This window comes from Streptomyces sp. GQ60, assembly GCF_059758875.1.
Map to the genome: position 1 here is coordinate 397,055 of NZ_JCAXEG010000001.1, position 19,212 is coordinate 416,266.

A 19,212-nucleotide genomic window follows, 5' to 3' on the forward strand; every position below is an offset into this window, starting at 1 on the left:
CCCACCGCGGCGCCCCCTGGACCCGCGCTACTTGCCGCCCGTCAGGGGGCCCAGGAGGGACGAGGCCGCGGCGGTCGGCAGCTCGCCGACCGACGGGCCCTGGGTCAGGATGCCGGTGACCATGCCGGTGCCGACGGAGGGGAAATCCGCGACCTTGGTGGCGACGCCGTTGTCGAGGGGGTCCACACCGGTGTTCGCGAGCGGGTTCACCTTGAGGTTCGAGATGGGGTTCGCGACCCCGGCCAGCGCTGCCGGAACGTCGAGCTCGCCCGCCTGGGCGCCGCCGGCGGCCATCGTGAGGGCCGCGCCGGCCATCGAGAGGGTCAGGCCCGCGCTGCGGAGTCGGTTCGGTACGGAAGGGGCTGCGTGACGTGCCATGGGGATCCCGCCTGAGGTCGTAGTCGCGTGCGCACGCAGGGTAGTCGAGGTGTGATGCTCGATACCAACCGGCCACCGGAGGGGTCCCCTACCCGGGGGAATGGTTCACACTGGTGTCCTGTGAGCAGCTCTTCTCCTTTGCCGACGCGCGTCGTCCTGCTGACCGGGCCCTCGGGCTCCGGCAAGTCCTCGCTGGCCGCCCGTTCGGGCCTGCCGGTGCTGCGCTTGGACGACTTCTACAAGGAGGGCGACGACCCGACCCTCCCGCTGGTCGAGGGCAGCTCCGACATCGACTGGGACTCCCCGCTGTCGTGGGACGCGGAGGTCGCCGTGGCCGCGGTCGCGGAGCTGTGCCGCACCGGCCGCACCGAGGTCCCCGTGTACGACATCGCGACCAGCTCCCGCACCGGCACCGAGACGCTGGACATCTCGCGGACCCCGCTGTTCATCGCGGAGGGGATCTTCGCCGCCGACGTCGTCGCGCGCTGCCAGGAGCTCGGTCTGCTGGCCGACGCGATCTGCCTGCGCGGCCGGCCGTCCACCACCTTCCGGCGCCGCCTCGCCCGCGATCTGCGCGAGGGCCGCAAATCGGTGCCGTTCCTGCTGCGCCGGGGCCTGCGGCTGATGCGCGCCGAGCGGGGCATCGTGGCCCGCCACACCGCGCTGGGGGCGTACGCCTGTGGCCGCGACGAGGCCCTCGGCCGCCTCGCCGCCGCTGCGGCCGGGCGGCACCGGGCCGCGGCGGCGGCGTAGCCGGGACATGAAAAGGCGGGACCCTGCGGACCCCCGGCCGCATGATCCCGCCTTTTCCCCCGTGGCCCCCGTCCCACCCCCGCAGGACGGGCCCCCTGGCCCGATGGTCCGTGTGGCCGCGCCTACGCGACCAGGTCCTCGAAGGACTCCGCCTCGTCGCGGCCGAAGCTCAGCGCCTCGTCCTCGCGCATCCGGCGCAGCGAACGCCAGATGCTCGACTTCACCGTGCCGACGCTGATGCCCAGGATCTCCGCGATCTCCGGGTCCGTGCGGCCCTCGTAGTACCGGAGCACCAGCATGGTGCGCTGCGGCTCCGGGATGCGGGTGAGCGCCTGCCACAGCACGGCGCGCAGCTCCGTACCGCCCATGGCGTCCGTGTCCGAAACCGTCTCCGGCAGCTCTTCCGTCGGGTACTCGTTGAGCTTGCGCCGGCGCCAGGCGCTGATGTGCAGGTTCGTCATGGTGCGGCGCAGGTACCCGCCGACGGCGGCCTTGTCGCTGATGCGGTCCCAGGCGCGGTACGTGGAGAACAGCGCGGTCTGCAGCAGGTCCTCGGCCTCGTAGCGGTCGCCGGTCAGGTGGAAGGCCGTCGCGTAGAGGGCGGCCCGCCGCTCCTGGACGTACGCCGTGAACTCGGCCTCGTTGGAGGAGTCCGGCACCTCCGGGGAGCCCGCCGTGCGCTGGGCGGGGACGGAGGGGCGCTCGTAGGTCTTCGCGTCGATGGCCACCACGTGCGCCGGCCGCCGGGAAGGGGCCGTCGCCGTACGGATTGCCGTGCGGCGGTTCACATCGTGCAGCCGCGTGACAACCGCGCTGGAGCTGGTGCTGTGCAGCGTGTTCATCTCGCGCCCCCCGTCGTGGAGTCTGTCTGTTCCCTTGCCGAGAAGACTGCCCGCCCGAGATAACCGGGGTGTCCTTCGACTGTCACAGGCCTGTCACAGGGTTCCGGGAGGAGCCGCTCCCGGATTGGGGGCGCAGGGCGGTCGAAGTCCCGAGGGGCGATGGGACAGAATGAGCCCGTGCCTTTCCTGTTGCTCATCGAGGACGACGACGCCATCCGCACGGCCCTCGAACTCTCCCTGTCACGCCAGGGCCACCGTGTGGCCACCGCGGCGACGGGCGAGGACGGCCTCAAACTGCTGCGCGAGCAGCGGCCCGACCTGATCGTGCTCGACGTCATGCTGCCCGGCATCGACGGCTTCGAGGTGTGCCGGCGCATCCGCCGCACCGACCAGCTGCCGATCATCCTGCTCACCGCGCGCAACGACGACATCGACGTGGTCGTCGGCCTGGAGTCGGGAGCCGACGACTACGTGGTCAAGCCCGTCCAGGGGCGGGTGCTCGACGCCCGCATCCGGGCCGTGCTGCGCCGCGGCGAGCGCGAGGCCACCGACTCCGCCGTCTTCGGCTCGCTGGTCATCGACCGCAACGCCATGACGGTGACCAAGAACGGCGAGGACCTCCAGCTCACCCCGACCGAGCTGCGGCTGCTCCTGGAGCTCAGCCGCCGGCCCGGCCAGGCGCTCTCCCGCCAGCAGCTGCTGCGGCTGGTGTGGGAGCACGACTACCTCGGCGACTCGCGCCTCGTCGACGCCTGCGTGCAGCGGCTGCGCGCCAAGGTCGAGGAAGTGCCCTCCTCGCCCACCTTGATCCGTACCGTCCGGGGCGTCGGCTACCGACTGGATTCCCCGCAGTGATCAGAGTCCTGTTCGCGGGCCGGCGCTGGACCAGCCTGCGGCTGCGGCTCCTCGTCGTGTTCGCACTGGTCGCGCTGACGGCCGCGGTCTCCGCGTCCGGGATCGCGTACTGGCTCAATCGCGAGGCCGTCCTGACCCGGACCCAGGACGCCGCCCTCGGCGACTTCCGGCAGGAGATGCAGAACCGGGCCGCGGCGCTGCCCGCCGACCCGACGCAGGAGGAGCTGCAGCACACCGCCGAGATGATGGCGGGCAGCAGCCCCGGCTACAGCGTGCTGCTGGTGGACGAGAAGGACGGCCACAAGGTGGCCGGTACCGCCGGTCCCGACGCCTTCTCGCTGGCCGACGTACCGAAGTCGCTCCAGCACGCGGTCGACGACCGGCAGAAGACCACCTCGGCCAACGACGCCGAGTACCACGTGTACTGGCAGCGGACGAAGCCGAACGGGAACCCGTACCTCGTCGGCGGCACCCGGATCGTGGGCGGCGGCCCGACCGGCTACATGTACAAGTCCCTCGCCCAGGAGCGCGACGACCTCAACGCACTGGCCTGGTCGCTGACCATCGCCACCGGCCTCGCGCTGCTCGGCTCCGCGCTGCTCGCGCAGGCCGCGGCCCGTACGGTCCTGCGGCCCGTGCAGCGGCTCGGCGACGCGGCGCGGCGGCTCGGCGAAGGGGAGCTGGACCACCGGCTGGAAGTGTCCGGGACGGACGAACTCGCCGACCTGGCCCACACCTTCAACAAGACGGCGGAGGCGCTGGAGAAGAAGGTCGCCGACATGAGCGCGCGGGAGGAGTCCAGCCGGCGCTTCGTCGCGGACATGTCCCACGAGCTGCGCACGCCGCTGACGGCGTTGACGGCGGTCGCCGAGGTGCTCGAGGACGAGGTCGACGACCTCGATCCGATGATCGCGCCGGCGGTGGGGCTGGTCGTGAGTGAGACCAGGCGGCTGAACGACCTCGTGGAGAACCTCATGGAGGTCACCCGCTTCGACGCGGGAACGGCGCGCCTGGTGCTGGACGACGTGGACGTCGCCGACCAGGTGACGGCGTGCATCGACACGCGGGCGTGGCTCGACGCGGTCGAACTCGACGCGGAGCGCGGGATCGTGGCGCGCCTCGACCCGCGGCGGCTCGACGTGATCCTGGCCAATCTGATCGGCAACGCGCTCAAGCACGGCGGATCGCCGGTACGGGTCTCCATCCGCGTGGAGGGCGACTGGCTGGTCATGGCCGTACGGGACAACGGGCCGGGCATCCCGGAGGCCGTACTGCCGCACGTCTTCGACCGGTTCTACAAGGCGAGCGCGTCGCGGCCGAAGTCGGACGGCAGCGGGCTCGGCCTGTCCATCGCGATGGAGAACGCGCACATCCACGGCGGCGACATCACCGCGGAGAACGGGGCGGAGGGCGGTGCGCTGTTCACGCTGCGGCTGCCGGTGGACGTGGGGAAGGTGATCGCCGGTGACGACGACGAGGCGTAGGACGGCGGCGCGCGGGGCGGGGCGGGGCGCGACGCTCGGCGCGATGCTCGGTACGACGGCCGTCGTGGTGGCCCTGGGCCTGCTGTCCCTGGGCGCCCTGACCGGGTGCGGGATCCGCGCGACCACCGTGCCGGTGGACGTGGGCCCGGCGCCCTCGCGGGTCTCCTGCAAGACGCCGACGGGCACGCCGGCCGGAACCGGCGGGATGCAGGGCGTCCGGGCCACGGTGGAACTGGTCTGCGGGGCGCAGCTGGTGGGCGTCCAGCGGGTGGTGCCGGTGCCGGAGAAGCGGCCGGCGCGGGACCTGGCGGTGCTCGTCACCCAGGCCCTGCTGGAGGTGCTCCAGCGGGAGCCGTCGGCGGAGGAGCGGGAGGCCGGCTTCACGACCGAGGTGCCGGCCCTGCTGACGGCCTCGGCGCCGCGGCCGGGCGATCCGGTGGGCACGGTACGGCTGAGCCGCAAGCCCGAGGACCTGCCCCCGGTGGCGCTGTCGCAGCTGGTGTGCACGCTCGCCGAGAGCGACGCGGTGTCGGCGGGTCCGGGCCCCGTGGTCCTGGGCGGTCCCGACGCGGATCCGCCGAGGGCCTGGGAGTGCACGGACGCCGTCCGCTCCCGCCCGGAGGCGGTCCCGACCCTGGGCGACGTGGTCAAGCCGACGGCGACGCCGACGCCCGCGCCCTCGGCTTCCTGACCCGGATACGGCGAAGGCCCCCCGAGCCGGAGCTCGGGGGGCCGGTGCACTGCCCCGCCGGGCCGCCCCGTGAGCGGGCGGACGGAGTCCGGCGCAGCGGGCCGAAGCCTGCGAAGCAGTGCGAGGTGCGCGTGGAGAAGGCTAAATGCCGGCCGCCGCCGCCAGGTCCTTCTTGATCCCGTCGAGGACTTCCCGGCCGCGGGCGCGGGCCGGGAGCAGGTCCGGGGCGTCCGCCACCGGGACCACGACCTCCAGGTAGCACTTCAGCTTGGGCTCCGTGCCGGACGGGCGGACGATCACCCGGGCCTTGTAGTCGCCGTCCAGGTAGTAGCGCAGCCCGTCCGTGGGCGGGAGGGTCGCGGTGCCCTGGCTGAGGTCCTCGGCCGAGGTGACCCGCAGGCCCGCCAGCGAGGCCGGGGGCTCCGCGCGCAGCGCCGCCATCGCCGAGGCGATGACCGACAGGTCCTCCACGCGGACCGACAGCTGGTCGGTGGCGTGCAGGCCGTGCTCCATCGCCAGGTCGTCCAGCAGGTCGGTCAGGGTCCGGCCCTGCTCCTTGAGCTCCGAGGCCAGCTCCGCGACCAGCAGGGCGGCCGTGACGCCGTCCTTGTCGCGGACGCCCTCGGGGTCCACGCAGTAGCCGAGCGCCTCCTCGTACCCGTAGCGCAGGCCCTCGACGCGGGAGATCCACTTGAAGCCCGTCAGGGTCTCCTCGTAGCCCACGCCCGCGGCCTCCGCGATCCGCCCGAGGAGGGAGGAGGAGACGATCGACTCGGCGAAGACGCCGGTCGCGCCCTTGTGCACCAGGTGGGCGGCGAGCAGCGCGCCGACCTCGTCGCCGCGCAGCATCCGCCAGCCGGCGGCGGCGGCCGGGTCCGGGACGGCCACCGCGCAGCGGTCGGCGTCCGGGTCGTTCGCGATGACGATGTCCGGGCGGACGCGGGCGGCCGTCGCGAAGGACAGGTCCATCGCGCCCGGCTCCTCCGGGTTGGGGAAGGCCACCGTCGGGAAGGCCGGGTCCGGCTCCGCCTGCTCGGCCACCAGGACCGGGGCCGGGAAGCCGGCGCGGGCGAAGGCGGCCATCACCACGTCCTTGCCGACGCCGTGCATGGCCGTGTAGACGGTCCGCACGCCCCGGGGGGACCCGGGGGTCAGGACGGCGTCCGTGCGCTCCAGGTAGGCCTCCAGGACCTCGTCGCCGAGGTCCTGCCAGCCGTCCTCGGCCCGCGGTACGTCGGCCAGCGCGGCGATCGCGTCGATCTGCGCGGCGATCTCCGCGTCGGCCGGGGAGACGATCTGCGAACCGTCGCCGAGGTAGACCTTGTAGCCGTTGTCCCGGGGCGGGTTGTGGCTCGCGGTGACCTCGACGCCGGCGACGGCGCCCAGGTGCCTTATGGCGTACGCGAGGACGGGTGTCGGCAGCGGCCGGGGCAGGACGGCCGCGCGCAGCCCGGCACCGACCATCACCGCGGCGGTGTCGCGGGCGAAGTCGGCCGACTTGTAGCGGGCGTCGTAGCCGACGACGACCAGGCCGCCGTCGTGGCCCCGGGCCTTGAGGTAGGCCGCGAGGCCCGCCGCGGCCCGGATCACCACGTTGCGGTTCATCCGCATCGGGCCCGCGCCCAGCTCGCCGCGGAGTCCGGCGGTGCCGAACTGCAGCATGCCGGAGAAGCGGTCCGCGAGCTCGGTCGTGTCACCGGCCTCGATGAGCTTCGCGAGCTCGTCGGCCGTCTCCGGGTCCGGGTCCTCGGCCAGCCAGGCCCGGGCCCGCGCGATCAGATCGTCCTGCACGTCCTGCACTACTTCCGCCTTACCTCTCGTACGGTCGGTCGTCCGGGCGTCCGTCGTCCGGTCCGTCGTTCAGATCCGGGCGAGGACCTGGGTCAGCAGCTTGCCCATGCGCGCGGCCGAGTCGCGGCCGGCCTGGAGCACCTCTTCGTGGTTCAGCGGCTCGCCGGACAGGCCCGCCGCCAGGTTGGTGACCAGCGAGATGCCGAGCACCTCGGCGCCGGCCTCGCGGGCGGCGATGGCCTCCAGCACGGTGGACATGCCGACCAGGTCCGCGCCCATGACGCGGATCATGTTGATCTCGGCCGGGGTCTCGTAGTGCGGGCCGGGGAACTGCACGTAGACGCCCTCTTCGAGGGTCGCGTCGATCTCCTTGCACATCGCGCGCAGGCGCGGCGAGTACAGGTCGGTCAGGTCCACGAAGTTCGCGCCGACGATCGGCGAGGTGGCCGTGAGGTTGAGGTGGTCGCTGATCAGGACCGGCTGGCCGGGCTTCATGCCCTCGCGCAGGCCGCCACAGCCGTTGGTCAGGACGATGGTCTTGCAGCCGGCGGCGACGGCCGTGCGCACGCCGTGGGCGACGGCGGCGACGCCGCGGCCCTCGTAGTAGTGGGTACGGCCGAGGAAGAGCAGGGCGCGCTTCTCGCCGATCTTGTACGAGCGGATCTTGCCGCCGTGGCCCTCGACTGCGGGCGGCGGGAAGCCGGGCAGCTCGGTGACCGGGAACTCGGCCTCGGGCGCGCCGAGCGCCTCCGCGGCGGGGGCCCAGCCGGAGCCCATGACGAGGGCGACATCGTGGGTCTCGGCGCCGGTCAGCTCGCGCAGGCGGGCGGCGGCGGCGTCGGCGGCGGCGAAGGGGTCGGTAACAGATGCGTTCACGCGGAAGAGCGTAGCCGCTCTCGGCCTACGCGCGTAGATGGCACTGCTCACGGTATTCGGATCGTTGCTTTGTCGTTTCCGACCAATTGTCCCGGCGGGCCGGATCAGCAGGGGCGCTTGCGGAGTTCCATCACGTAGTCGTGCGGGGCGCCCGCGGATTCGGCCGCGTCGGCGAGCTCGCCGAGGTAGCGGGCCGAGGGGAGGCCGCCCTCGTAGCCGTTCAGGACGTACACCCAGGCCGCTTCCTCGCCGTCCAGCGTGTGCACGCGGACCCGCATGCGGCGGTAGATGTCGAGCCCGACGCCCTCCCAGCGGTCCAGGGAGTCCTCGTCGAGCGGGGCCACGTCGTAGAGCGCGACGAAGACCTGGTGGCGCGGCGCTTCGACGATCGTCGCCAGCGCGCCCTCCCAGCCCATCTGCTCGCCGCCGAAGGTCAGCCGCCAGTCGTTGATCCAGCCCGTGCCGCGCAGCGGCGAATGCGGAGCGCGGCGCGTCATCAGCCGCGGGTCGAGGTTGCCGGCGTACGCGGCGTAGAGCGACATGAGGTCGAGGGTACGGGAGGGGCGGCCCCGACCGCGCTCGCGGCCGCGTACCGGGCCGGCGTCCCGGATGGTGGGACCGGGCGTGAAGCACCTTGATGCGTGCGGGACAATGACGTACGGAATGCATCCCCCGGGGAGACCCCCCGGAAGCCCCGGCCGGGGCGGCAGCCGGCCGGGTAGACGTGAGGCGGAGTTTTCGTGACCCGGATCGTGATCATCGGCGGCGGACCCGGCGGGTATGAGGCGGCCCTCGTGGGGGCCCAGCTCGGCGCGGAGGTGACCGTCGTGGACTGCGACGGTCTGGGCGGCGCGTCGGTGCTCACCGACTGCGTGCCCTCAAAGACTCTCATCGCGACCGCCGAGGTCATGACGACCTTCGACTCGTCGTACGAGGAGCTGGGCATCGTCGTCGCGGACGACACCCCGCACATCGAGCAGGCCGCGCGCGTCGTGGGCGTCGACCTCGGCAAGGTGAACCGGCGCGTCAAGCGCCTCGCGCTCGCCCAGTCCCACGACATCACGGCCTCCGTGACCCGGGCCGGCGCCCGGGTCGTACGGGGCCGCGCCAAGCTCGGCGGCCCGCAGGGCATCGACGGCACGCGGGACGTCATCGTCACCGCCGCCGACGGCTCGGAGACGATCCTCACCGCCGACGCCGTGCTCATCGCGACCGGCGGACACCCCCGCGAGATCCCCGACGCGATGCCCGACGGCGAGCGGATCTTGAACTGGACCCAGGTCTACGACCTCGAAGAGCTCCCGGAGGAGCTCATCGTGGTCGGCTCCGGCGTGACCGGCGCCGAGTTCGCCGGCGCGTACCAGGCCCTCGGCTCCCGGGTGACCCTCGTGTCCTCCCGCGACCGCGTGCTCCCCGGCGAGGACCCGGACGCCGCCGCCGTCCTGGAGGACGTCTTCCGGCGCCGCGGCATGAACGTCATCGGCCGCTCCCGCGCCGAGTCCGCCAAGCGGGTGGGCGACCGGGTCGAGGTCACCCTCTCCGACGGCCGGGTCATCACCGGTACGCACTGCCTGATGGCGGTCGGCGCCATCCCGAACACGGGCAACATGAACCTGGAGGAGTCCGGGGTCAAGCTCAAGGAGTCCGGGCACATCTGGACCGACAAGGTCTCGCGCACCTCCTCGCCCGGCGTGTACGCCGCCGGCGACGTGACCGGCGTCTTCGCGCTGGCCTCGGTGGCCGCCATGCAGGGGCGCATCGCGATGTACCACTTCCTCGGCGACGCGGTGGCCCCGCTGAACCTGAAGACGGTCTCCTCGAACGTCTTCACCGACCCCGAGATCGCCACCGTCGGCTACACCCAGGCCGACGTGGACTCCGGCAAGATCGACGCCCGCTGCGTGAAGCTCCCGCTGCTGCGCAACCCGCGCGCCAAGATGCAGGGCATCCGGGACGGCTTCGTGAAGCTGTTCTGCCGTCCCGGTACCGGGATCGTCGTGGGCGGCGTGGTCGTCTCCCCGCGCGCGAGCGAGCTCATCCACCCGATCTCCATCGCCGTCGACAACAACCTGACGGTCGAGCAGATCGCAAACGCGTTCACCGTGTACCCCTCGCTGTCCGGTTCGATCGCCGAGGTCGCCCGCCAGCTGCACACGCGAAAGGCCTCCGGCGAGGCGTAAGTACCGATAACGGCCCTTGTGAGCAAGGGCCTTGGGGTGGGCGGTTGGCCCGTCGCGGAGCACGTGCGCGGCGGGCCGACCGCGTATACCACTAGTTGCCCTACGGTATGGACAACTTCGGAATTCCGGCGCAAAGAGCTGAAAGCAGATGGACGTTGGCGTTACTGTCAGTTTCGTGTTCGCTGCAGAACGTCGCCAATTGATCCTCGAAATGGTGCGGGCCAACGGAGCGGTATCGCTCCGGGAGCTCGCCCGCGTCGTCCAGACCTCCGAAGTGACCGTACGGCGGGACGTGCGGGCACTGGAGGCAGAAGGACTCCTCGACCGCCGGCACGGCGGTGCGGTACTGCCGGGCGGTTTCACGCGGGAGTCCGGCTTTCCGCAAAAGTCCCATCTCGCGACGGCGGAGAAGACCGCCATCGCCGATGTCGCGGCAGGTCTCGTAGAAGAAGGCGAGGCCATCGTCGTCGGCGCCGGCACCACCACCCAGGAGCTGGCCCGCCGGCTCGCCCGGGTGCCCGGACTCACCGTCGTCACCAACTCGCTGCTCGTCGCACAGGCCCTGGCCCATGCGAACCGGGTGGAGGTGGTGATGACGGGCGGAACCCTGCGCGGGTCCAACTACGCGCTGGTCGGCAGCGGTGCCGAGCAGTCCCTCCAGGGGCTGCGGGTCTCGCGGGCCTTCCTGTCCGGCAGCGGTCTCACCGCCGAGCGCGGGCTGTCCACGTCCAACATGCTCTCCGCGAGCGTGGACCGGGCGCTGGTGCAGGCCGCGGCGGAGGTGGTGGTCCTGGCCGACCACACGAAGCTCGGGACGGACACCATGTTCCAGACCGTGCCGACCGACGTGATCACACGGCTGGTCACGGACGAGCCGCCGCCGCACGACGACCGGGCCGGTACGGAGTTGCAGGCGCTGGCGGACCAGGGCGTGCAGATCACCGTGGCCGGGGGCGCGGGTGCCTCCGGCGGCGGGTCCGGTGAGGGGATGGCCGGGCGCCGCCCGCGCCGGGAGTCCCCGCTGCCGGTCCAGCGGCGGGGCGGGCCCACGGCCCAGCTGCGCAGTGCCGGGCCGTTGCACGAGCAGGCGGAGCGTGCGCGGGTCGCGGACATGAGGCGCCGTTAGCCGTGGGGCAGCCGTGCGGAAAGCGGCGCCCCGCCCCGGACGGGTGTCCGGGGCGGGGCGCCGCTTTCCGTGGGTTCAGGGCTCGCGCCCGGGCTCGTACCGGGGCTATCCGATGGTGAGGAAGGTGTTCCAGTTGTCCTCGTCGGCGCCGGAGGCGTTGCCGTAGGTGGTGGTGCCGCCTTGGAAGAGGTACTGGATGCCGTCGGCTCGGACTCCCCAGATGTCGGGGATGCCGTCGCCGGTGGCGTCGGCGGTGCCGAGGACCTTGGGCCAGTCGGCGCGGGTCCAGGCGGTGGTGGCGTAGGTGTTGTCGACTCCGTCGGCGGCGTTGGCGGCGAACTGGAGCGAGGTCAGGTCGGCCCCGATGCCGTTCGGACCGGGCTTGCCCTTGCGCAGGGCCATGGTGCGGTTGGCGTTGGAGTTGTCGCGGAAGAGGAGGTCGGGGACCTTGTCCCCGGAGACGTCCCGGACGCCGACGAGATCGCGGGCGGCCCAGCCGGTGGCCATCTTGCGGTATGAGGCGAAGCTGGAGCCGGTGTAGCCGGAAAACGCCCAGAAGGCGTCCGCGTCCAGGGCGAACAGGTCACCCAGACCGTCGCCGTCGGCGTCCTCGGTGACGATGATCTGCCGGAAGGTGGACGCGTCGGGCGCGGAGAGCGGCATCTGCATTTCCTGGCGGCGGCCGACGTCGAACTGTCCGGTGCCGGTGCCGGGGTAGATGTAGATCTTCCCGTCGGGCATGCGGGCGATGAGGTCGGTGATGCCGTCGCCGGGATGCCAGTCGGTGGCGTGTCCGATCAGCGCGGGCGTGGTCCCGGACGGGTCCTTGAAGTAGCCGGGTGCGACGGGCTTTCCGTTCTCGACCGCGCCGGGGATCCAGGCGTCGGTGTCGCCCTTCTTGTCGCCGGCGTAGGTGCGCAGGTTTCCGTCCTTGTCGATGGCGAGGATGTCGGGGCTGCCGTCGCCGGTGACGTCGCCGGGGGTGTCGGTGCCGGGACGCGCCTGGACGTAGAAGAGGTACTCGCTCTGGACGGAGATGTTCCCGGAGGTGCCGACGGTGCGGACGTAGAGGACGTTGGGTCCGGCGGTGTCGACCTGGAGCTTGATGGTGGCCAGGTCGGTGCCGGCGCCGGGAACGGCCTTGTTCTCCCAGGTGGGGTGGTTCAGGGCCCACTGGTACTCGCGGATGCTTCCGGCCGGGGTGCCGTTGCCCCGGATCTCGAAGCTCTGGTTGGGGGTGCTCGCCGGGTTCACGCTCCACTCGGCGGCGTCGGGCCCGGGGACGGGGAAGTCGGTGGACTTCACCGCGGGGCTGGCGGGGGCGACGTGGTCCACGGTGAAGGTGCACCAGCCGCCGCCACCGGAGTCGGCGGGGCCGGAGCCCGGGGCGCCGTAGCCGTCGGCGTCCACGGCGCGGGCGAGCCAGAAGTACTTGCGGCCCGAGGTGAACTTCGACCACGGCACGGTGCGGTTGACGGTCTGGTCGCTGTTGACCGCGATCCACTCGTTGTGGACGTTCGTGCCCGAGGCCGCGTCCCAGACCTCGATCTGCAGCTTGCTGAGGTTCCCGTCGCGGTCCTTGCCCGTGACCTGGAAGTTGATGTCGGTCTTGCCGATGCTCGTGCCGTCCGACTCCGGCAAGGGCCCGGGCGGAACGTACAGCGCGACCCCGCTCGCGCCCTCCGGGAGCTGGTCCTCCGGCGGCAACAGCGGTGACTTCTCCTGGTCCTACCCGCTGGGCATCCCCGAGACCCCCGCCGGGCCCGCGCCCAAGATGGCCTTCACCTACTCGTCGCAGAGCGTGGACGGCAAGACGCCCGCGGCCAACAGCCAGGGCTCCTGGATCGGTGACGGCTGGGGCTACGAACCGGGCTACATCGAGCGGCGCTACCGCTCCTGCTCGGACGACCTGAAGGCCGCGCCGGGCAAGCCGAACAACGACAACGCCACGGACAAGAAGAAGGGCGACCTCTGCTGGTCCGGCGACAACATGGTGATGTCGCTCGGCGGCAGCACCACCGAGCTGGTCCGTGACGCCACCTCGGGCCAGTGGGTTCCCGCGTCCGACGACGGGTCCAAGGTCGAGCGCAAGACGGACGCCACCATCGCCAACGGCGCGAAGGACGGCGAGTACTGGGTCGTCACCACGCCCGAAGGCACCCGCTACTTCTTCGGCCGCCACGACGTGGACGGCGCCGGCACCCGTGCCGTGACTGACTCGGTGTTCACCGTCCCGGTCTTCGGCAACCACACGGGCGAGCCCTGCTACCAGGCCGCCTTCGTGGACTCCTCCTGCGTCCAGGGCTGGCGCTGGAACCTCGACTACGTCGAGGACGTCCACGGCAACGCGATGATCGTCGACTGGAAGAAGGAGACCAACCACTACGCCAAGAACGAGAAGTTCCAGGCGAAGGTCTCCTACGTCCGCGGCGGCTACCCGAGCCAGATCACCTACGGTCTGCGTGCCTCCAACCTCTCCGGCGCCCCCGCGGCCAAGATCGAGTTCACCCTCGACGAGCGCTGCATCAAGGAGGGTTCCGCGAAGTGCACGGACACCGAGTTCGAGTCGAAGAACTACGGTGACAAGCAGGCCTGGTGGGACACCCCGTCGGCCCTGCACTGCAAGGCCGACGCCAAGGACTGCTTCACCACCTCGCCCAGCTTCTGGACCCGCAAGCGCCTGACCGCGGTCACCACGTACGCCCAGCGCACCGAAGGCTCCACCGCCCTGTCCCTGGTGGACCGCTGGAGCCTCACCCAGTCGTTCCCCAAGCAGCGCACCGACACCCACCCGCCCCTGTGGCTGGAGTCCATCACCCGGACCGGCTACGGCACCGGGAAGGACGAGGGGGGCAACCAGCTGAGCGTCACGCTGCCGCCGGTGACCTTCCAGGCGAACCTCGTGGACATGCCCAACCGGGTCGCGACCGGCCCGAACGACGCCACCCCGGACTTCGACCGGCTTCGCGTGGAGACCATCCGCACCGAGACCGGCGGCGACGTCTACGTCGACTACTCCGCACCGTGCGCGGTCGGCACCACGCACCCCAAGCCGGAGGAGAACACCACCCGGTGCTTCCCCGTCCACTGGTCGCCCGACAGCGAGCTGGAGAAGCCCCCGCTGGCCTGGTTCAACAAGTACGTCGTCGAGCGCGTGGTCGAGAAGGACCGCGTCGCCCGCCAGCCCGACGTGGTCACCAGCTACACCTACGAGGGTGACCCGGCCTGGGCCAAGGACACCGACGAGTTCACCAAGCCCGAACTGCGCACGTATGGCCAGTGGCGCGGCTACGCCTCGGTCCTCACCAAGAGCGGCGCGACGGCCAACACGGGCCAGAGCGATGCGACGGTCGAGACCCAGAGCCGTACGCGCTTCTTCCGCGGCATGTCCGGCGACGCGGGACGCGCGAAGATCACCGTCAAGGACTCCACCGGCAAGGAGACCCTCGGCGAGGACATGCCCCAGTACCAGGGCAGCCCCGCCGAGGCCATCACCTACACCCAGGCCGGCGGCACCGTCGACAAGCGAGTCCTGACCTGGCCGTGGAGCCAGAAGACCGCCACCCGTCCCCGGGACGGCACCACGCCGCTGGAGGCGTACCGCAGCAACGTGTCCCGTACGGACACCATCCAGACCGTCAGCACCGGCTTCCGCGTGGGGCGGTCGCTGAACACCTTCGAGACCACGTACGGGCTCCTGGCCTCGGCCCAGACCGAGACCCGCGCCGAGGACGGCGCGGGCGCGTCGGTCCTGGGTGACCAGGGCTGCACCGTCACGACCTACGTGCACAACACGGCCAAGCACTTGATCGGCCTTCCCCAGCGGGTGCGGGCCACCACCGGCGACTGTGCCCAGGCCGCCACCGCACCCCTGGTCTCCGACAGGCGCACCTCCTACGACGCGCTCAACGCGTTCGGGACCGCGCCGGTGAAGGGCCTGCCCTTCCAGGTCGAGAGCAACGACGCGGCAGGCACCGGCTGGACGCCCACCGCGCGCTCCGAGTACGACGCGCTCGGCCGCACCGTCAAGGTGTACGACCCGGCCGGCAACGCGACCAGCACGGTGTTCACCCCGGCCACCGGCGTCCCGTTCAGCACGAAGACGACCAACCCCGCCGGTCACACGAACAGCGTCAAGGCGGATCCGGGCCGTGGCACCCCTCTGGAGACCACGGACGCCAACGGCCGCAAGTCCACCCTGGCCTATGACAGCCTGGGCAGGATCACGGCCGTCTGGACCTCCTCGCAGAAGACCACCGATCCGGCCGCGCAGACCTTCGACTACCAGATCGGGGAGCAGCAGACGCCGGTCGTCACCAGCCGGGCCCTGCGCGACAACGGCACCTACACCAGCTCCGTGACGATCTACGACGGCCGCCTGCGGCCGCGCCAGACGCAGGCGGACACATTGGGCGGCGGGCGCCTGGTCACCGACACCCTCTACAACCAGAACGGCACGGTCAGCCAGACCAACAACGGCTACTACGCGGAGGGCAAGCCGGACGACAAGATCTTCGTCCCCGAGACCGTCTTCCACGTTCCGAACTCCACGAAGACCGCCTACGACGGTCTCGGACGTGCCGTCCGTGTGACGACCCTGTACGCCGACGTGCCGCAGTTCTCCAGCACGAGCAGGTTCGAGGGCGACTGGACGCTCACCCGTACCGCCATGTCGCCCGACGGCACCTCGCCGCTGTCCGGCAGCCGCGCGGCCAAGACCTGGACCGACACCTCGGGCCGGATCTCGCTGGTGCAGCACTACACGGCAACCGACCTCACGACTTGGAAGGACACGCGCTACAGCTTCGACCGGCGCGGCAAGCTGGAGAAGGTCACCGACCCGGTCGGGAACAAGTGGGCCTACACCTACGACGCCCGCGGCCGGAAGACCTCGACCGAGGACCCCGACACCGGAACGTCGACCTACACGTACAACAACCTCGACCAGCAGGTCTCCGTCACCGATTCCGGCGGGCGCACCCAGTTCACGACGTACGACGCACTGGGCCGCACGACCGAGGTGCGCGACAACGCCGCGGACGGCCCCCTGGTCGCCTCTTGGACGTTCGACTCCCTGGCCGGCGCCAAGGGGCTGCCGGTGGCCTCCACCCACTACGAGGGTGCGGTGGAGTACAAGAACGAGGTCACCGGCTACGACGCCGAGTACCGACCCACCGGCACCAAGACCACGATTCCGGACGTACCCGCCACGAAGGGGCTGGCCGGCACCTACGCCTACAGCACGACCTACACCCCGCGGGGCAAGGTCCAGTCGACGACGGTGCCCGCGACGCCGGGTGGTCTCGCGGCGGAGAAGCTGATCACGCGCTACGACGCGGACGGCATGCCCAAGACCTTCTCGGGCCTGTCCTGGTACACGTCCGACATCGTCTACAGCCCGTACGGCGAGGTCCTGCGCACGGCATCCGGCAACGCGCCGAACCAGGTGTGGACCACCAGCCTGTACGACCGCAACTCGGGCCGGCTCCAGCAGGCCATCAGCGATCGCCAGACCGCCAACCCGAACCGGATCTCTGCCCTCTCCTACACCTACGACACGGTCGGCAACCCGACCTCCATCACGGACACCCAGACCGGCGGTCGGGTCGACCGCCAGTGCTTCACCTACGACGCGGTCGGTCAGCTGACCAAGGCCTGGACGGCCAAGAGCGCGAACTGCCCCGCCCCGAGCCTGACCGAGGTCACGCCCGGTCCGGACGGTGACGGCTACTGGCAGGACTACCAGTTCGACCTGATTGGCAACCGCACCAAGCTCGTCGAGCACGACCTCACCAACGCGGCCCTGGACGACGAGACCAAGTACACCTACGGCGTCACCGTCGCCGGTAACGGCGCACTGCCGCCCACGACCACCCAGCCGCACGCCCTCTCGAAGGCCGAGAGGACCCTCAGGACGGCGAACTCCACGGTCAATTCGCTGTCGACCTACGAGTACGACGCCTCCGGCAACACCAAGACCCGGAAGATCGGCGGCGACACCCAGAACCTCACCTGGGACCGGCGCAACAAGCTCAACACGGCGAGCAGCCCGGGCATCGGATCGGCTTCGGTCGTCGGCATGGCCGGCAAGTGCCTCGACGTCCAGTCGGGCTCCCTCACCGACGGCACGCCCGTCCAGATCTACCCCTGCAACGAGACCAGGGCCCAGCAGTGGAAGCTGAGCGGCAACACCGTCCAGGCCCTGGGCAAGTGCCTGACGGCCGACGGTCTGTACGCCCGTCTCGCGACGTGTGACGGAAGCACCAAGCAGGCGTTCACCTACCGTCCCGCCGACAAGACGCTCTACAACGCCGCGGCGAACGCGTGCGTCACCGTTCCCAACGACAACCCCGCCGACGGCAACGACCTCCACATCTACGCCTGCGCCGCGGGCGGTGTCCCGGCCCAGCAGTGGAACTTCGACAACACCACCACCTACATCTACGACACCGACGGCAACCGCCTGATCGAGGAGACCGGAACCTCCCGGACCCTCTACCTCGGCGAAGCCGAGATCACCGTCGACAAGACCGGCCGGGCCGTCGACGCGGTCCGCTACTACACCGGGCCCGGAGTCACCACCGTCCGCACCACGTACGGCCAGCCCAAGGGACACAAGCTCAACGTCCTGCTGGCCGACCACCACAACACGGGCACGGCCTCGGTCGACCAGTCCGCCGGACAGAAGGTCACCCGGCGCAAGACCGACCCGTACGGCAACACCCGGGGCGGGGTGGTGAACGACTGGCCCGGCAGCCGGGGCTTCCTCGGCACCGGCGTCGACGACTCCTCGACCGGCCTGACCCACATCGGGGCCCGCGAGTACGACCAGGCCACGGGCCGGTTCATGTCGGTGGACCCGCTCATCGACATCACCGACCCGCTCCAGATGAACGGCTACACGTACTCCAACGGCAATCCCGTCTCCAATTGGGACCCGTCGGGCATGGCGCTGGAAGAGTGCGCCAGCGGCATGTACGTGTGCGGCAACCGCGGCACGACGATCATCACCGAGGGCAAGCGTTACAAGCAGATCGTCACGCAGAACAAGGCCACGGAGCGACAGCAGGCCATCAACCGCCAGTACGTCCAGCACTACGGCGCGGGCGTGGTCGCCAAGGCCCAGCAGTCGTACGACCGCGCGGTGGAGAAGTTCACCTCGGGCCAGAAGATCGTCCGCAACACCAGCAACACGTCCAAGGACGAGTTGCGCAGGATGATGGTCAAGTACGACCCGACCAGCGGAAATGTTTCCAAGCAGGTCGCATACAAGATGTGGCTGTACGGGGCGTCCGTAGAGGAGGTCGAGTACTTCAGCGGTCACTACTGTGACTTCCTGTCGTGCAACTCGCCGATCGAGGCACTCCTCAGCGGCAAGAACATCGACACTCCCCTGTACGAGCCGACCTCTGGCGAACGCATGGGAGAGGCATTCGGCGCGGGTCTCGGCTCAAGGGTCGGGGCGCGTGGAATGTCGGGGAAGACCCGGCCGAAATTCTGCGGGGCGAACAGCTTCGTCGCCGGAACCCACGTCCTCATGGCCGACGGCTCCACCAAGCCGATCGAGGAACTCGAACCGGCGGACCAGGTCCTCGCGACGGATCCCGAGTCGGACCAGACGGCAGCGAAGCCGGTCACGGCCACGATCATCACGGAGGACGACAAGACCTACGTCGACATCTCCATCTCCACCGCCGACGGCGTACGGACCATCACGACCACCGGTCACCACCGGTTCTGGTCGGAATCCGACCAGGCGTGGCGGGACGCGCAGGACCTGAAGCCGGGTACGACGCTGCGCACGGACGAGGACGCGACGGCCGAGGTCGCCGCCACCCGCGTCTACCGGGCGGTCAACAGGACCTACAACCTGACCGTCGCGGATCTCCACACCTACTATGTGCTCGTCGGCAGAACGCCGGTGCTGGTGCACAACGACAACCTTGTTCCCGGGTGGGCTGCGGACGAGGTTGCCAGGATTCAGGCCGGGCAGGGGACCCCCCGCACGGAAAGCCTCTCGGATCCGACCCAAAAGATTTACCAAGGGCGCGAATCGGCGAGGCACGCGGCCAAGTGGGGTCCTCACGCGCAGTCGGGTTTCCAGGGCTCGCCCGAATGGGAGGTTCCCGGGAAGGGTGATACGTACAGGATCGTCGGTCCGAACCGCTTCGGGGAGTATGGCTACACGGACCCGAAGGTCAAGTACGCGAAGATCGGCGTTGTTCCTACCTGCTGA

General features: G+C 70.8%; 13 protein-coding genes. 7 read left to right on the forward strand and 6 right to left on the reverse strand.

The window, feature by feature from the left end; genetic code table 11:
* Positions 1-27: 27 nt before the first annotated feature.
* On the reverse strand, positions 28-378 hold the full coding sequence (locus tag AC6CKD_RS01945) for a hypothetical protein (protein WP_498324693.1): 351 nt from the start codon (positions 376-378) through the stop codon (positions 28-30).
* A gap of 54 nt (positions 379-432) precedes the next feature.
* On the opposite strand from AC6CKD_RS01945, the gene AC6CKD_RS01950 reads away from it, so the two are divergent.
* Positions 433-1,131, forward strand: coding sequence for a uridine kinase family protein (locus AC6CKD_RS01950; protein WP_498324694.1), 699 nt, complete (start codon positions 433-435; stop codon positions 1,129-1,131).
* 122 nt (positions 1,132-1,253) lie between these two features.
* Here AC6CKD_RS01950 and AC6CKD_RS01955 read toward each other — a convergent pair whose 3' ends face one another.
* Positions 1,254-1,973: a SigE family RNA polymerase sigma factor gene (locus AC6CKD_RS01955; protein ID WP_498324695.1), complete on the reverse strand. Its 720-nt coding sequence runs from the start codon at positions 1,971-1,973 to the stop codon at positions 1,254-1,256.
* 177 nt (positions 1,974-2,150) lie between these two features.
* On the opposite strand from AC6CKD_RS01955, the gene afsQ1 reads away from it, so the two are divergent.
* From afsQ1 to AC6CKD_RS01970, 3 genes are read left to right on the forward strand one after another with little or no spacing between them, the layout of a single operon-like run.
* A complete protein-coding gene (gene afsQ1 / locus AC6CKD_RS01960; RefSeq protein WP_243333801.1) occupies positions 2,151-2,828 on the forward strand; it encodes a two-component system response regulator AfsQ1 in 678 nt (225 codons plus the stop codon).
* On the forward strand, positions 2,726-4,312 hold the full coding sequence (locus AC6CKD_RS01965; protein ID WP_498325403.1) for a sensor histidine kinase: 1,587 nt from the start codon (positions 2,726-2,728) through the stop codon (positions 4,310-4,312). Before afsQ1 ends, AC6CKD_RS01965 begins: the two co-directional genes overlap by 103 nt.
* The gene (locus AC6CKD_RS01970; RefSeq protein ID WP_498324696.1) at positions 4,293-5,003 is read left to right on the forward strand and encodes a hypothetical protein; all 711 of its coding nucleotides are present in this window, start codon (positions 4,293-4,295) and stop codon (positions 5,001-5,003) included. The genes AC6CKD_RS01965 and AC6CKD_RS01970 overlap by 20 nt, the downstream gene beginning before the upstream one ends.
* Before the next feature lie 141 nt (positions 5,004-5,144).
* Here the strand turns inward: AC6CKD_RS01970 and AC6CKD_RS01975 are convergent, their stop codons facing one another.
* The 3 genes from AC6CKD_RS01975 to AC6CKD_RS01985 all read right to left on the reverse strand — a co-directional run bounded on the left by AC6CKD_RS01975 (position 5,145) and on the right by AC6CKD_RS01985 (position 8,212).
* Positions 5,145-6,794 (reverse strand): phospho-sugar mutase, encoded by a 1,650-nt coding sequence (locus AC6CKD_RS01975; RefSeq protein WP_498325404.1) that lies wholly within the window; start codon positions 6,792-6,794, stop codon positions 5,145-5,147.
* A gap of 69 nt (positions 6,795-6,863) precedes the next feature.
* Positions 6,864-7,670, reverse strand: coding sequence for a purine-nucleoside phosphorylase (locus AC6CKD_RS01980; RefSeq protein ID WP_498324697.1), 807 nt, complete (start codon positions 7,668-7,670; stop codon positions 6,864-6,866).
* Between the two features lie 104 nt (positions 7,671-7,774).
* A complete protein-coding gene (locus AC6CKD_RS01985; RefSeq protein ID WP_327254611.1) occupies positions 7,775-8,212 on the reverse strand; it encodes a gamma-glutamylcyclotransferase family protein in 438 nt (145 codons plus the stop codon).
* A 198-nt stretch (positions 8,213-8,410) separates the two neighbouring features.
* Here AC6CKD_RS01985 and AC6CKD_RS01990 point away from each other — a divergent pair, with 198 nt between their 5' ends.
* Both AC6CKD_RS01990 and AC6CKD_RS01995 read left to right on the forward strand, forming a co-directional pair.
* Positions 8,411-9,850 (forward strand): NAD(P)H-quinone dehydrogenase, encoded by a 1,440-nt coding sequence (locus tag AC6CKD_RS01990; RefSeq protein ID WP_498324698.1) that lies wholly within the window; start codon positions 8,411-8,413, stop codon positions 9,848-9,850.
* Positions 9,851-10,025: 175 nt separating this feature from the next.
* Positions 10,026-10,976: a DeoR/GlpR family DNA-binding transcription regulator gene (locus AC6CKD_RS01995; RefSeq protein ID WP_498324699.1), complete on the forward strand. Its 951-nt coding sequence runs from the start codon at positions 10,026-10,028 to the stop codon at positions 10,974-10,976.
* Between the two features lie 105 nt (positions 10,977-11,081).
* On the opposite strand, the gene AC6CKD_RS02000 is transcribed toward AC6CKD_RS01995, so the two are convergent.
* Entirely contained in the window at positions 11,082-12,617 is a 1,536-nt protein-coding gene (locus AC6CKD_RS02000; protein ID WP_498324700.1) for a hypothetical protein, read from the reverse strand.
* On the opposite strand from AC6CKD_RS02000, the gene AC6CKD_RS02005 reads away from it, so the two are divergent.
* The gene (locus AC6CKD_RS02005) at positions 12,577-19,212 is read left to right on the forward strand and encodes a ricin-type beta-trefoil lectin domain protein (RefSeq protein ID WP_498324701.1); all 6,636 of its coding nucleotides are present in this window, start codon (positions 12,577-12,579) and stop codon (positions 19,210-19,212) included. The two genes, AC6CKD_RS02000 and AC6CKD_RS02005, sit on opposite strands and share 41 nt — an antisense overlap.

Coding starts and splice junctions, on each gene's coding strand:
- AC6CKD_RS01950 (WP_498324694.1), top strand. CDS start 433: ATGCTCGATACCAACCGGCCACCGGAGGGGTCCCCTACCCGGGGGAAT.
- AC6CKD_RS02005 (WP_498324701.1), top strand. CDS start 12,577: ATGTCGGTCTTGCCGATGCTCGTGCCGTCCGACTCCGGCAAGGGCCCG.
- AC6CKD_RS01985 (WP_327254611.1), bottom strand. CDS start 8,212: ATGTCGCTCTACGCCGCGTACGCCGGCAACCTCGACCCGCGGCTGATG.
- AC6CKD_RS01945 (WP_498324693.1), bottom strand. CDS start 378: ATGGCACGTCACGCAGCCCCTTCCGTACCGAACCGACTCCGCAGCGCG.
- AC6CKD_RS01955 (WP_498324695.1), bottom strand. CDS start 1,973: ATGAACACGCTGCACAGCACCAGCTCCAGCGCGGTTGTCACGCGGCTG.